Source organism: Nocardiopsis dassonvillei, from assembly GCF_964273065.1.
In the GTDB taxonomy this organism is placed as follows: Bacteria; Actinomycetota; Actinomycetes; order Streptosporangiales; family Streptosporangiaceae; genus Nocardiopsis; species Nocardiopsis dassonvillei_B.
Window position 1 is genome coordinate 17,501 of record NZ_OZ186815.1, and the last position, 14,246, is coordinate 31,746.

The following is a 14,246-nucleotide window of genomic DNA, read 5'->3' on the forward strand; positions in this document are numbered from 1 at the left end:
CATTCCCTGCGCCGGAAGACGCGGGAGAGGGAGTGATGGTCGGCTCGCCCCCGCCGCTTGTTAATCCAAAAATCTTTGGAATAATGGAGTCCAGTGTTCCGTGAACCCAGGAGGCTCAGACGATGCCCACCGACCTCACGCTCGTCCCCGTCATCGACGAGGGCCTGGGCAACTCCACCTACCTTCTCGACCTCGGCGGGGGCCGAGCCCTGGTCCTGGACCCCGAGCGGGACCTGCGTCGCGTGCGTGCGGAGGCCCGCGAACGGAACCTGGCCATCACCCACGCGGTCGAGACCCACATGCACGCCGACTTCATCTCCGGTGCGCGCGAACTCGCCGAGGTCGAGGGCGCCACGGTCCTGGCGCCCGAGGTCGGCCCCCGCGGTTTCCGGGTGACGGGGATGAGCGACGGCGACCGGGTGAGAGCCGGAGACTACGTTCTGGAGGCCTGGGCCACCCCCGGCCACTCGCCCGAGCACACCTCCTACCTGCTCTACGAAGGCGAACGGCTGCTGGGGGTGTTCACCGGTGGCTCCCTGATGGTGGGCACCGCCGGGCGCACCGATCTGGACAGCCCCGAGCAGACCGTGCCGCTGGCCCGCGCCCAGTACCACTCCCTGCGACGGCTGATGGAGTTGCCCGACGACACTCCCGTCTGGCCCACCCACGGAGCAGGTTCCTTCTGCTCTGCCGGAGGCGACGGCGACCGTGTCACCACCATCGGCAGGGAACGGGCCACCAACCCCCTCCTGCGGGTCGAAGGAGAGGACGCCTTCGTCGAAGCGCTGCTCGGCTCCATGGGCACTTTCCCCGGCTACTTCCTCCGCCTGGGGGAGATCAACCGGCGCGGACCCGCTGTACTGGAGAACGCCCCGGCCCTGAAACCGCTCACCCCCCAGGACGTCCAGGACCTGGTGGCTGAGGACGCCCAGGTCGTGGACACCCGTACGGTGGCGGACTTCGCCGCCGGGCACGTACCCGGGGCGCTCTCCCTCCCGCTGCGCCGGGTCTTCTCCACCTGGTTCGGTTGGCTCGTCGACCCCGACCGGCCGGTCGTCATCGTCCGTTCCACCGGCCAGGACCCCAAGGACATCGCCTGGGAGGCCGCCAACGTCGGCTTCGACACCCTGGCCGGGGAACTGGAGGGCGGCATGGACGCCTGGGCCGGACCGGTCACCGCGGCCGCGACACCGCTGGTGGACGCCGCCGACCTTGTCGCGGCTGATCCGGTCAGCGTCCTGGACATCCGCCAGGCAGCGGAGTTCGCCGCGGGTCATCTCCCCGGTGCCGTCAACATCGAACTCGGAAGCCTGCAAGAGAGTCTGTCGCAGGTGCCCGAGGGGCCGGTGGTGGTCATGTGCGGCCACGGCGAGCGGGCCATGGGCGCCGCCGCCCTGCTCCAGCGTGCAGGGCGCACCGACGTCCGCGTCCTGGACGGCGGCCCCGCCGACTGGGAGTCGGCGTCCGGCCGGGACCTGGAGGAGGGGAGATGAGACCGCGCGGCACGGCCCGGCCACCGGCGCTGGGCCTGCGGCACAACGCCGCGCAGTTCACCCTGCTCGTCGCGGTCAACGCACTGGTCGGCGGCATGGTCGGCCAGCAGCAGACCGTGCTTCCCCTTATGGCCGAGTCCGAGTTCGGCCTGTCCGGCTACACCTACATCTTCACCTACGTCGCCGCCTTCGGAATCACCAAGGCGATCGCCAACTACGTCGCCGGGACCTTCTCCGACCGCTACGGCCGCAAACCCGTGCTGTTGGTGGGGTGGCTGTTCGCGGTCCCGGTGCCGGTGATGCTGATCCTTGCCCCGAGCTGGGAGTGGGTGGTGGCGGCCAACGTCCTGCTGGGCATCAACCAGGGTCTGACCTGGTCCACCACGGTGGTGATGAAGATCGATCTGGTCGGACCCGCCCAGCGGGGCCTGGCCATGGGGCTGAACGAGGCCGCCGGATACGGCGCGGTCGCGGTGACCTCGCTGCTGGCCGGGTACCTCGCCCAGACCTACGGGCTGCGCCCGGCCCCGTTCCTGCTGGGCCTGGCCTACATCGCCCTGGCCCTGCTGCTGTCCGGGATCTTCGTGCGCGAGACCCGTGACCACGCCCGGCTGGAAGCCGGACGGCACACTCCGCGCGCCGACGGCCGCCACGATCACCTGCACGCCGGCCTGACCGACCGGCAGATCCTCGCCCAGACCAGTCTCAAGGAACCGGCACTGGCCTCGGCGAGCCAGGCCGGACTGGTGAACAACCTCAACTTCGGCCTGTCCTGGGGGCTGTTCCCGCTGCTGTTCGCCACCGCCGACCTCGCCGTCTCCCAGATCGGGCTGCTGTTCGCCCTCTACCCGGGGGTGTGGGGCGTGGGCCAGTTGTTCACCGGGGCCCTGTCGGACCGATTCGGCCGCAAACACCTCATCACCGCGGGCATGGCGGCCCAGGCCGCTGCATTGGTCGTCATCGCTTCGGCTTCCGGGTTCGCCGGGTGGGCTGCCGGGACCGCCCTGCTGGGACTGGGAACGGCCATGGTCTACCCGACCCTGCTGGCCGTGATCGGCGACGTCGCCCACCCGGCCTGGCGGGGCCGGGCCGTGGGCGTCTACCGGGTCTGGCGCGACCTGGGGTACGCGGTCGGCGCGATCCTGGGCGGGATCGTGGCCGACCTGCTGGACCTGCACGCCGCAGTGTGGGTCGCCGCCGCGGTCAGCGCCCTGTCCGCACTGGCCGTGGCACTGCGCATGTACGAGACCCATCCCGCCGCGGGCGGATCACCGCGCAGGCCCGCGGCTTCGGCCGAGGTATCGGGGTGACGAGGGCTTCGGGCGGTCGCCCCCTGCCGCCCGGGCCCGGCGGTGCTCAACCCGCGCCATGAGGGAGGTCGACACGAACGGCTTCGCCGCTCACATGGAAGGACTGGGGTGTGCGCAGCGCGGGCATGAGGAAGCGGTCCAGGCGGGCGAGCGCGAATCCGGCCTCTTCGACCCTCGCCACGGTGTCGCGCCCGCAGCGGCAGCCTCCGAGAAGCCGGGGCCCCACCGTGGCATCCACCCACCGCTGCGCCCGTCTCATGCCCGGGGTGTCCGCCCGGACGTGCTCGAGGAAGTAGCACCGCCCCTGTGGGCGCAGGACGCGGTGGACCTCCCGCAGGACCGTGCGCTGGTCGGCCACCGAGCACAACACCAGGGTGGCCACGGCGGCGTCGAAGGAGGCTTCGGCGAACGGCAGGCGCTCTGCGGTCCCGTCGACCACCTCGACGGGCACCGGAGCCCGTTTGGCCGCGCGCCGGGCCGCCGCGCGCAGGTGCGGTTCCGGCTCCACCGCGACGACCCGCCGCACCGCGGCGGGGTAGTGGCCGAAGTTGCGGCCGTCGCCCGCGCCGATCTCCAGGACCTTTCCGCTCAGCCCGCCCAGCAGCGCGGCGCGCCGCTCGGCCATGCCGCCGCCTTCCATGGCCCCGGCCGCCCGCATGTAGAAGCGGGCGAAGAGCGGGTGGTGCACCCGGTTGCGATCCGTGTCCCGCCCCACGGCGCTCACCACCGCACCAGGAGCGCGACCGGACCACCGGTGAGCACGTCCTCGCGGACACGCACCTGCTCCGGGGCGACGGCCAACTCCAGGCCGGGCATCCGCTCGATCAGACCGGACAGGACCGCGCGCAGCTCCAGCCGGGCCAGCGGAGCGCCCAGGCAGTAGCGGATCCCGTGCCCGAAGGCCAGGTGCGCGTTCGGAGCGCGGGCGGCGTCGAACCGGTACGGGTCCGGGAACCGCTCCGGGTCGTGGTCGGCGGCGTCGGTGTCGCACAGCACCAGGTCCCCCGTGCGCACGGTACGCCCCGCCACCTCCATGTCGGTGCAGGCGTAGCGGGGGATCCCGCCACCGCTCCGGCTCGGCGCCCGCAGCAACTCCTCCACCGCGCCGTCCACTCGTCCCGGCTCCCGGACCAGGGCATGCCACTGGCCGGGAGAGGCGAGCAGCCCCAGCAGCCCCAGGCCGATCTGGGTGACCGTGGTCTCGTGTCCGGCGAACAACAGCACCATGGCCAGCACCGCGGCCTCCTGCTCTCCCACGTCCGGGTCGGCGGCCAGCCGCGAGACCACGTCGTCCCCGGGGGTGCGGCGCTTGCGCGCCACCAGGTCCAGGCCGTAGGCGAACAACTCGGCCAGGCCGCGCTCGGAGCGGGCGCGGTCGGCGGTGTCGGCGGCGTCGCGGGTCCAGGCGCGGAAGTCCTCCCGGTCGGCGTAGGGGACCCCCAGCAGTTCGCAGATGACCAGGACGGGCAGCGGCACCGCCAGGGCCTGGACCAGGTCCGCGGGCCGGGGGCCGTGTTCCATGTCGTCCAGGAGACCGGTGGTCAGCTCCGCCACTCGCGGTGCCAGCCCCCGCACGCGGCCGGGACTGAAGTGCGGGCGCAGCAGGGCGCGCATCCGGGCGTGGTCGGCCTTCTCAGTGGCGAAGTCGCCCATGGGGCCGCCGAAGAGGGCGGACTCACCGGTGCGGGCGGCGCGGGCGGGGTCGGGGTGGGAGCGGCCCAGCCGGTCGTCGTCGAGCAGATCGCGGACCAGGTCGGGTCCGATGGCCAACCAGGCCTCGTCGCCCACCGCGGTGCGGACCCGGTGCAGGGGTCCCTCGATGCGCAGGAGCGCCAGTTGCGCGGGTTCGGCCAGCGGGCCGTTCCGGTCGAAGGGCAGTCGGGGTAGCACGTCATCCTCCATGTTGTTAACCCTGCTTTGTATACTCATGATTAAACAAGGCTATTTATAGACTCCGGAGTTGACAAGGGCGCGAGCAGAGGCGAGGAGAGGGCGGTCATGGGCGACGGCACGACGGACGGCGCGGTCGCACCTGTGCGCAGAATGCGCCGGGCCGAGCGGCGGGCCCAGATCCTGGAGGCCGCGACCCGCGCCTTCGCCCGGGGCGGCTTCGCGGGCACCTCCCTGGACGACATCGCCACCGAGGCCGCCATCAGCAAAGTGATCCTCTACCGGCACTTCGAGTCCAAGGACGAGATGTACCGGGCCGCCCTGGACCGAGTCTGCGCGCGCCTACAGGAGCGGGTCGGCGAGGGCGACTTCACCGGGGAGAGCCTGTCCCTGTTCCTGGCCGCCGCGGCAGAGGACCCCGACGGGTTCCGCCTGCTGTTCCACTACGCGGCCCGTGAACCGGACTTCCGGGAGTGGGCCGACCGCTTCGTGGCCGGCTCCGTCGACCTGGCACTGCGCCAACTGGCGGAGGTGATCCCCGACCCGGCCTGGGCCCGCTGGGCCGCACGCCTGGTGTTCACCGTGGCCATCGAGGGTGCCATCGCCTGGCTGGACGAGGGGAGCCCCGATCCCGAGCAGGCGGCCGAACGCATCGACACCGCGATCCGCGGCGTGATCACCGCGGGCCGAGGGGCGCCCTGACTCCCCACCCACGGAAGAACGTCATCCGGGCGATTGTCTCGTGCCGGGTGTGATGGAGGCTGCGGCGCGTACCGGGATCGCCTCCCGGCACCCACCCTTCTCCGAGTAACGCTTGTGGGATGAGACTGGGCGTGGAGGTGGTGGTCGTGTCCGGTTCTGGTTCGGTGTTCAAGCGGTGCGGGTGCCGGATGGGCGGTACCTCGAGGAGGCTCGGGAGCGGGTGTCCGCAGTTACGGTCACGCGGGCATGGAAGCTGGTACTTCTCGCTCGAGTCGGACCAGGGCCTGAGCGTCCGGTGTCGGGTGCGTCGGGGCGGGTTCACCTCACGTGAGGCCGCACGTGCGGCGTTGAGGAGAGCCCGGGGTGACGGGCCGGGAGCCGCCGGATCGGTATGGACGGTGGGCGGGTGGCTCCAGCAGTGGTTGGACGGTCGGACCCGGTTGCGGGCACGTACCCGGGTCGGTTACCAGGAGCACATCGACCGCTACCTCAACCCGTATCTGGGCGGGGTGCTGCTGGAGGAGCTGACTCCCGCCCTGGCGCGGCAGGCTTTCGAGCGGATCTCCCGCCACACCACACCCCGTGGGAATCCCTTATCTTCAGCGACGGTGCAACGGGTGCGGGCCACGCTGCGGGCGGCGTTGAACACCGCGGTCCGCGAACGGCTGCTGGCCTCCAACCCGGCCAAGGGCCTGCGATTGGACAACGGTGAGAGCGCCCGTCCGGTGGTGTGGACCGACCAGGCCGTGGCCGAGTGGCGCCATGGAGGGGACCGGCCGGCGGTGGCCGTGTGGACGGTGGAGCAGACCCGCCAGTTCCTGGACTTCGTCTCCGACCACCCGTTGTACGCGCTGTTCCACCTGGCGGTGATGACCGGGCTGCGCCGGGGCGAGGTGGTGGGGCTGCGATGGGAGGACATCGACTTGGCCCACGGCACGGTGGGAGTGGTCCGCCAGCTCCAGACCCACCCGGGGCAGGGAATGGTGGAATCGGAGCCCAAGAGCGCGGCAAGCCGCCGCACATTGATGTTGGACCACACCACGCTGGGGGTACTGCGCCGCCACCGGCACCGCCAGCAGACCCAGGCCACAGAACACTGCCTGGACTGGGCTCGGGGGTATGTGTTCACCGCGATGCGGGGCGGCCCGATGGCCCCGGAGCGGTTGTCGCGCCTGTTCCGCAGGCTCAACGCCGCGAGCGGGTTGCCGCCGGTGCGGTTGCACGATCTGCGGCACGGGGCGGCGACGCTGGCCTTGGCGGCGGGGGTGGAGTTGAAAGTCGTGCAGGCGATGTTGGGGCACGCGAGCATCGTGCTCACGGCGGACACCTATGCCAGTGTGTTGCCGGAGGTGGCCCGCGAGGCGGCCGAGCGGACGGCGTGGTTGGTGCTGCGGGACGCTGGGAAAGTGCGTCGTCAGGTGCGGGGGAGGGGTGGCCGGCGGGGTCTGGTGTTGGTCCCACCTCGGTCCCACCCTGGACCCACCGGCAGGACAGCGCACCCGGGCCGCAGCCCGGCAAGGCTGCGACCTGGGGTTTTGTGGCGCACCCGGCAGGATTCGAACCTGCGGCCATCGGATTAGAAGCCCGGGGGTCGTCACGTGTCACTTCGTGCCGTTGCGTCCCACACCATCCGAATCCGGATGCTGTCCTGTGTCACATGGTGCCGTGTGGTGTCGCCCCGGTCCAAAACCGCGGAGCACCAACGGAGCACAAACGGCCGGTTGGCGGCGTCCGATGGCACCTCGCGAGGTCTTCACTGCGTGGCCGTTGAGACCGGATCTGTGTCAGAAACCTTCGGGGTATCCGAGAGGGAACGTTCGTGCGTTGCTATGCATCTCCAGGCTTCGACTCTTCTTCTGCTGGCATGGAGTTCTGGAACTGTGTGCGAACATCCCTCAACCGGCGGCCGTCCGCCACGGACCAGAAGTACCACCCGTTCGTCGCCCTCTTGCGCAATGCGCGTCCGGCGGCCGACGGTGACGTGTAGCGCTTGCCGGCCAGCTCGATGGCCCCGTCGGCGGTCAGGGTGGCTTCCCTGCCCTTGAAGTCCCGGTGCGTTGCCAGCAGCTTGTCACCAGGCGCGAGAAGCCCTGCCTCGATGAGGTGCTTCAACTCGACCCAGTCACCAGCCTTGGTCTGCGGGTCGATCACCTTGCCGTGATGGCCCTCCGGGACCGGCCACACCTGCAGGATCCGATCGATCAGCTCCGTTGTCCGCTCGTCGATCAGCTCCTCGTCCCAGGCATGGTGTTCGGTTCGCTTGATCACCCGTCCCGTGAGCGTGATCGTGTTGTGGTCCATCAGCGCCGACCGCTTCGCCGACCACGCTCCGTTGGACACTTTCGCGTTGAGCTTCTGTGTCAGGAGCGTCAGGTTGCCCAGGCGGTGGACACGCGACTGCCGCTCCTCGATGTCCTCCGGCTCCTGTACGGCCCAGGTGTCACGCCACTTTCGCGGAAGCAGGTGCTCGATCGGGTAACCCATCCGTTCGATCTGCGGCTGGCCTGTCTCCGCCCGGTAGAGGTCCTCCACCGCTTCGAGGATCATGCGGAGCCGTCCCCGTGGGAACCGTGAGTATGCGGACTCCGTGGTGAGTGTTGCACGGACTTCCTCATCACCGGGCCAATAGGTGCTCGTGACGTTCAGCCGGGCAAGGTGCCCGGTGATGCGTTCCACGAGTTCGTCGGCGGGTACGGTGGAGTTCGCGGTGATGAGGTCGGCGACGATGCGCCCCAGATCGCTGCCGGACAGACGAAGCAGCTGACGGCGGACGACCCAGCTCTCGGCCACCCGGATGATCTGGTCGACGGACTCCCGCGGGAGGTCGCGGTCCGGCTCGTGCAACCAGATGAGCAGCGGCTTGAGCACCTCGACGCCGCCGGCCTGCATTCGGTACACCGCCATCTCGGCGGAGCCGAGGCTTCCCCCGGGACGGGCTGCGGCTTCTGTCCAGGCCTCGTATTGCTGTGCCTGCTGCTTGATCTCAGGCAGCAGGCCGGTCATCTTGTGCCCGGATTCGAGCTCCACATAGGACTTGAACCGGTTGAACGTCGCCTGCGGGCTGATCTCCTCGCCGGTGCGCGATACGAGCCACTGGTTGAGGAACAGCGAGCTGCGGCTGATGAGGTTGCGCCCGACGCTGACCTCCTTCGTCCAGAACTTGGTCTCGAAGGGCCAGTCCTCCCGGTAGGCCTTCTTCGTGTCTGCGCCTTCGGCTTCAAGCCGCTGGAATACGAAGTTGCGCACGAGGTCGGCCGCGGTGAGCGGGGTGCCGCGAGCGTTGAGTGTCTCGAAGATCTCCTGGGAATTTTCCGAGGCCTCCAACTCGATGGAGACCAGCTGAAGGCCGTCCAGCAGTACGTCGGTGAGCTTCTTGGCCTTAACGGTGTACTCGTCCGACTCGGGTGGGCCGAGCCACTGTTCGACGACCGTCGAGAAGTAGGCATGTGCGGCGACGATCTGGGAGTCCGAGTGGGCCAGATCGGTGTGGTCGACCGGCGGCTCAGCCGACATCACTTCGTCGAACGCCGCCTGGTCCTTGTTGAGGTGGCGCACCTTCAGCTGGATGTCGCCGTCTTCGACGTAGACATCGTCGTTGTGCGTGAGACGTTCGAGCTGACCAGCGAGCCGCTCGTTGCCCGACTGTGTCAGGAGCGCGCACGTGGCGTCCGCGAAGATCTGCAAGGTCGTCAGCCGCTGTTGGCCGTCGATCACATTCCACGTCGTCAGCCGCTTGCTCTGAGCTTCCTGGGACTGGATGACCACCGCGCCGAGGAAGTGAGTGGCGTTCAGATGGGGCTCTTCGATCCGGAGTTCGGTGATGCGCCGGATGTCCTTCCACAGCGGCTCCCACTGCTCGTCCTCCTTCCAGACGTAGGGACGTTGGAACAGCGGGATCACGAAATGCTGCGGCAGGTTGAACAGTTGCAGCGGCGTCCGTTTGAAGGTTTCCACGCCTCCCATCATTCCGCACCCGCCCGACAATTTGGGCCGAAGCCTCCCGGGCACATCGAAGTGTGGGGTGGTGTGTTGGCCCATGTCTGGGGTGCGGAGCAGACCTGGGGGAGCGTAGTCAGGGAAGCGGCTGAAAGGACTGCGTGGCTGGTACTGCGCGATTCCGGGAGGGCCCGTCGGTGTGCACAGGGAGACGTCTACGTCGGGGTTTGGGCCCAGCTTGGACCCATCAGTGCGACGGCTCCTCTGTGGTGAGGCTGTAGACCCTCGGTTGACCTGGTGTTTTGTTGCGTACCCGGCAAGGTCCGAACCTGCGACTATCGGTTAGAAGCACGGAACTGTGGAGCATAAACGGAGTGCAAACAGGCGGTGGGCGGCGTTTGACAGTACCTCGTTCAGCCGTTGATTTGACTGCCTGTCCGGAAACCTCAGGGCACCTCCCCAGGCAGCGGAGCATAAGCGCAGGTTTTCTTCGCTCTGAAGGTGCGGCTTCCAGTTCGCTAGTGACTCGGCATGTCCTTCCCCGAGTCAGTCTCCTTCGGGGTTGCCCAATTCTTTGACCCACTCCAGCACTCGACGCGATTGATCCCACTCGTCTTGATGGACCGCGGGCCTAGCTTTCGCGAGAGCACTTCTGATCTTGATGGCTTCCGTGATGACCTTAAGAGCTTCTTTAATTTTCCCTAACTTTCCCAGATGGATGGCTTGGTTGTTCAGAGACCCTGCGAGGTCGGGGAGGTAGGCGTCGGGATGTTGTTCAGCCAGTTTCCGGCGGATGTCAACGGCTTCGGTGATGGAGTCCAAGGCTTCCTTCTCCCGACTCAGGTGCCCCAGGCAAACAGTTTGGTTGTTCAGGGACCCTGCGAGGCCAGGGAAGTAGGCGTCGGGTCGCTGTTCGGCCAGGGCGCTATAGTGGTGGACGGCTTGGGTGATAGCCTCCAGGGCCTCTTCGTAACGCCCCAGGTCCCGCAGACGGATGGCTTGGTTACTTAGGGATCCCGCAAGGCCGGGGAGGTGGGCATCGGGTCGTTGTTCAGCCAGTTTCCGGCGGATGTCAACGGCTTCGGTGATGGAGTTTAAGGCTTCTTCGCGCCGCCCCAGATCCCCCAGTCGGATGGCTTGATTGTTCAGGGAAATTGCGAGGTGGGGCATGTAGGTGTCGGGTCGTTGTTCGGCCAGGGTGCGGTAGTGGTGGACGGTTTGGGTGATGGGCTCCAGGGCTTCTTCGAGACGCCCTAGATCTCCCATTTGGATGGCTTGGTTGTTCAGGGCCATGGCGAGGCCGGGGAGATGGTTGCCAGGGTGTTTTTCGGCCAGTTTCCGGTGGATGTGGACGGCCTGGGTAGTGGCGTCTAAGGCTTCTTCGTGCCGCCTGAGCTCTCCCAGATGACCAGCTTGGTTGTTCAGGGCCACAGCAAGATAGGGGAGGTAAGCATTGGGCTGTTGTTCGGCCAGGGTGCGGTAGTGGTGGACGGTTTGGGTGATGGGCTCCAGGGCTTCTTCAAGACGTCCAAGATCCCTCAGCTGGATGGCTTGGTTGTTCAGGGCCATGGCGAGGTCAGGGAGGTGGGCGTCAGGTCGTTGTTCGGTTAGTTTCTGGCGGATGTGGACGGCTTGCGTGATGGCGTCGAGAGCCTCTTCGTGCCGCCCAAGATCCCTCAGCTGGACGGCTTGGTTGTTCAGGGATCCGGCGAGGCCGGGGAGGTGATTGTCGGGGTGTTGTTCGGCCAGGGCTCGGTAGTGGTGGACGGCTTGGCTGATGGCTCCTAGCGCCTCTTCGTGCCGCCCTAGATCTCGTAGACGGGCGGCTTGGTTGGTTGTGGCCATAGCGAGGGCAGAGAGGTGGGTGTTGGGGTGTTGTTCGGCTAGGGCTCGGTAGTGGTGGATGGCTTGGGTAATGGCTTCCAGGGCTTCTTCATACCGACCCCAGTGACCCAGGTGGATGGCCTGGTTGCTCAGAGCCATAGCGAAGTCGGGAAGGTGAGTGCCTGAGCGCTGTTTAGCCAATGCATGGTGGAGACGGACGGCCTCAGTGCTGGCATCCAAGCCCGCTTCGTGAAACCCCAGACTTCCGAGGCGGACAGCTTGATTGTTCAGGGCAATAGCAAGACGGGGCAGGTAGGTATCGGGGCGTTGTTCGGCCAGAGCACGGAGGATCTCGACCACCCGATCGACCAGCTGGCCAGTCCAAGCGGCCAGCCTCTGGCTGAAGTGCGGGAGCGCGTCCTGAAAGCCCATCAGGACATCCAGAGAAGCCTCAGGGCTGACTGTGGCTTGCTCCAAGGCCCGGACGAGCGGGGCGGGGTTTTCCGTGTGAGTGGCGACTTCGATGACCGCTGTCCCCAGCACCTGGATATGGCGCTCGCACAACTCGGTGAGGTGTTCAGCCAGGGCCGTGGCGAAAGCAGGATGTGTGGCCGCACGTGCGTAGAGAGCTACGAGCCGCTCGGCGTCCGCCGCACGGATGCTGTCGAGGAAGGGATCGAAGAGAGCGGGGTTGCGTAGAAGTTGCTGGCCGAGGAAGTACTCCAGGAGCCGGTCCGGCTGTACCCGGCCCCACAGCACTCCTTCGCCCTCCTTGTCTTGGGGATACAGGTCGATGATCCAGCGGCGGACCTGCTGTTTGAGAGCGGTGGTCTGGCCTCTTAAGGAGGCGACGTTTCCCACGAGCGCATCCGCAGCCCCGGTAGAGCCTGTGGTCAGGGTGAACGCTGCGGCCAGCACGTCGCGCAGGGGCTGTTCCAGTTCCGGTGCGCTCAGCCCTCGGGCGGCGGCGGTGTGGCTCCAGTACCGATACTCGTGGGCCAACACCCTGCCCTCCACCGCGGTGTCAGGGGTGACGCTGGTGGAGGGCTGGGTGGCGTCCAGAAGGTCGGCCAGGGCGCGCATGTGCACGCTCAGGACCGTGCTCCACTCTGTCCCGGACAGGTTCGGGTCCGGAAGGTCGGCTGCAACCTGGTGCCAGTCGGCTTCGACCGGGGTGCGAACAGAGGGTAGTGCCTGGGCCAGGTGGGTCAGGGCGGTGCGGTACTCGTGTTGACGGTTGACCATGAGGGGGGCCAGCGGTGGCAGCGGAAGGCGTTGGGTGACATCGGCCAGGAGGTGGTTGGTGTCGGTATTGACCTGTTCCCACCACTCACTCACGGTACGTGTCAAGAGGAGCAGTCGGATGGGCACACTTCCCGGAGGGCGGTCGCACAGCTTGAGAAGACGGGTCAGCTGTGCGGTGCGGCTTTCGGCGTAGTCCACTACCAGCAGCAGGGGAACGGCCACGTCCTTGACCGGCGTCAACTCCTCGGCCGTGGCCTTGCCCGTGACCCACACGGTCGCCCACCGCCGCTGGCGGTTGGGCTGAGAGAGCCGCTTGGTGAGCTCGTAGGCCAGCCGGGTCTTGCCCTGCCCGCCCGGGCCGTGTACCACAACCGCCGCGACCGGCTCATCGTCAACACACCAGTCCAGGAGGGTGTGAATGAGTTCGTCGCGACCGTGAAAGGCGACCACCTGACGGTGGGCTTCCAGCAGCGAAGCCGGTGAGAGCCGGCGCGACAAGAAACCGGCTCTGTGGTCCAGGTGGGCGAGTTCGACCGGTTCCAATACCTGGGACACACCGTGGTCTTCGAGGACGGTGCGGAAGGTGGGGTCGTGGTGCAGCACGTAAGCGGGCACGGCCTCCAGTGCCGCGTGGTCTCGGTGAGCGGGATCGGTGGCGATCACCCCCACCAGCAGGTCCTCGCACATCAGGGCGGCTCCGGACAGGCCTCCCCAGGGGGAGCCCTCCTCGTCCCAGTGGGGTGGGTGGCTGGTGATGTCCATGGCGTACCGGTCACCGATCATGCGGGTACCGGGGTTGATCGTCCCCAAGAGCTGGGCTGTCTCGACGTGACGTCCTTCGCGTTGGACCAGGTTGGGATATCCCCAGGTGCGACATGGCGTTCCTGGCCGGTCGGTGACCAGGCGCCCCCACTGCATCCAGACCGGCTGAGCGGGCCAGACGGGGTCAGTGATTTCCACCAAGGCGGCGTCGTCACGACCATGCGGGGTGCCCCGCCACACCACCCGTCCTGTGTACACGTGCTCGTCGGTGGCGGTGAAGAACGACACCTCCTCACCACCGGGTTCGGGAACCACGTGGGCGGAGGTCAGCACCAGGCGGGGCGCGATCAGGCACCCTGATCCGGTTCCAGTGGGGCTGGTGATGCGGGCAATGCGCGCAGCCGCAGGCATCGGCACTTCCTGAACGGGCGGGGGTTTAACACGAGCAGATAGTGAGAGTGGGCTGGTCAACGTCCGATGTGTCCGGACCGGCCACCGGGGCCGGTGTTCTGGTGAGTGCTGTTGATGGACACGTCGCCGTTGGGGCTGGACTTGCTGCGGGGAGTGAGGGTGAAGGACACGCGGTGGGTACGGGTACGACCCGCACTGCCTTCGACTTCACCGGAGGCGATCCATGCGGCGATCTTGCCCTTGGCCTTGGCATCAGCGCGGAACGCGACCTCGAACTCCATCCCGATCGGTCCGAGGTCGAAGGTGATGTCGGAGCTTTGGGCTTCGGCTTCCTCGACGGCCTCGGTAAGTTCCTCGCGCAACGTTCGGATGGCATCAGTCAGACGTAGTTCCACACTGGTCTCCTCGCACAGGGGACGGGGGTAAAAGGGTGCAGCTCTACGGTTGCAGAAAGCACGCTGTGGAGTGGGGTGTATGCGGTGTTGGCCGTTTCCGGCCAGCCCTCACAGGTTGCAGCTCATCCGTCCTTACGGGCGTAGGGGAAGGGTGCTTTGTATCGAGTGTGATGGAGGCTCGGGGGTGTCGGGATTGCCTCCCGCCACCTGCGATACCAGAGCCATGTAGTGATGTTCAGATGTCAGAAGGGTGACGACAGGGGCCTTCCATGGGGCGG

At 67.6% G+C, this 14,246-nt stretch carries 9 protein-coding genes; 4 read left to right on the forward strand and 5 right to left on the reverse strand.

The genetic code is table 11. The annotated features are described in order from the left end of the window. The first annotated feature begins 122 nt into the window (after positions 1-122). Together ACSUPR_RS00110 and ACSUPR_RS00115 are read left to right on the forward strand one after the other, a co-directional pair. Positions 123-1,493, forward strand: coding sequence for an MBL fold metallo-hydrolase (locus ACSUPR_RS00110; protein ID WP_436888369.1), 1,371 nt, complete (start codon positions 123-125; stop codon positions 1,491-1,493). Continuing rightward, complete coding sequence (locus ACSUPR_RS00115) at positions 1,490-2,803, forward strand: MFS transporter (protein ID WP_436888372.1); 1,314 nt, start codon at positions 1,490-1,492, stop codon at positions 2,801-2,803. The genes ACSUPR_RS00110 and ACSUPR_RS00115 overlap by 4 nt, the downstream gene beginning before the upstream one ends. A gap of 46 nt (positions 2,804-2,849) precedes the next feature. On the opposite strand, the gene ACSUPR_RS00120 is transcribed toward ACSUPR_RS00115, so the two are convergent. Together ACSUPR_RS00120 and ACSUPR_RS00125 are read right to left on the reverse strand one after the other, a co-directional pair. After that, complete coding sequence (locus ACSUPR_RS00120) at positions 2,850-3,518, reverse strand: class I SAM-dependent methyltransferase (protein ID WP_436888374.1); 669 nt, start codon at positions 3,516-3,518, stop codon at positions 2,850-2,852. A gap of 5 nt (positions 3,519-3,523) precedes the next feature. Continuing rightward, positions 3,524-4,693 carry a cytochrome P450 gene (locus tag ACSUPR_RS00125; RefSeq protein ID WP_436888377.1) on the reverse strand — a complete coding sequence of 390 codons (1,170 nt, stop codon included), beginning with the start codon at positions 4,691-4,693 and terminating at the stop codon, positions 3,524-3,526. Between the two features lie 108 nt (positions 4,694-4,801). On the opposite strand from ACSUPR_RS00125, the gene ACSUPR_RS00130 reads away from it, so the two are divergent. Beyond that, positions 4,802-5,395 (forward strand): TetR/AcrR family transcriptional regulator, encoded by a 594-nt coding sequence (locus tag ACSUPR_RS00130; protein WP_436888380.1) that lies wholly within the window; start codon positions 4,802-4,804, stop codon positions 5,393-5,395. Positions 5,396-5,835: 440 nt separating this feature from the next. Further along, positions 5,836-6,975 (forward strand): tyrosine-type recombinase/integrase, encoded by a 1,140-nt coding sequence (locus ACSUPR_RS00135; protein WP_436888382.1) that lies wholly within the window; start codon positions 5,836-5,838, stop codon positions 6,973-6,975. A 247-nt stretch (positions 6,976-7,222) separates the two neighbouring features. Here ACSUPR_RS00135 and ACSUPR_RS00140 read toward each other — a convergent pair whose 3' ends face one another. From ACSUPR_RS00140 to ACSUPR_RS00150, 3 genes are all read right to left on the reverse strand, one after another. Beyond that, a complete protein-coding gene (locus ACSUPR_RS00140) occupies positions 7,223-9,349 on the reverse strand; it encodes a GmrSD restriction endonuclease domain-containing protein (RefSeq protein ID WP_436888384.1) in 2,127 nt (708 codons plus the stop codon). 528 nt (positions 9,350-9,877) lie between these two features. After that, complete coding sequence (locus tag ACSUPR_RS00145; RefSeq protein ID WP_436888387.1) at positions 9,878-13,573, reverse strand: DUF3856 domain-containing protein; 3,696 nt, start codon at positions 13,571-13,573, stop codon at positions 9,878-9,880. Positions 13,574-13,629: 56 nt separating this feature from the next. Beyond that, complete coding sequence (locus ACSUPR_RS00150) at positions 13,630-13,968, reverse strand: trypco2 family protein (RefSeq protein WP_436888390.1); 339 nt, start codon at positions 13,966-13,968, stop codon at positions 13,630-13,632. Positions 13,969-14,246 lie beyond the last annotated feature (278 nt).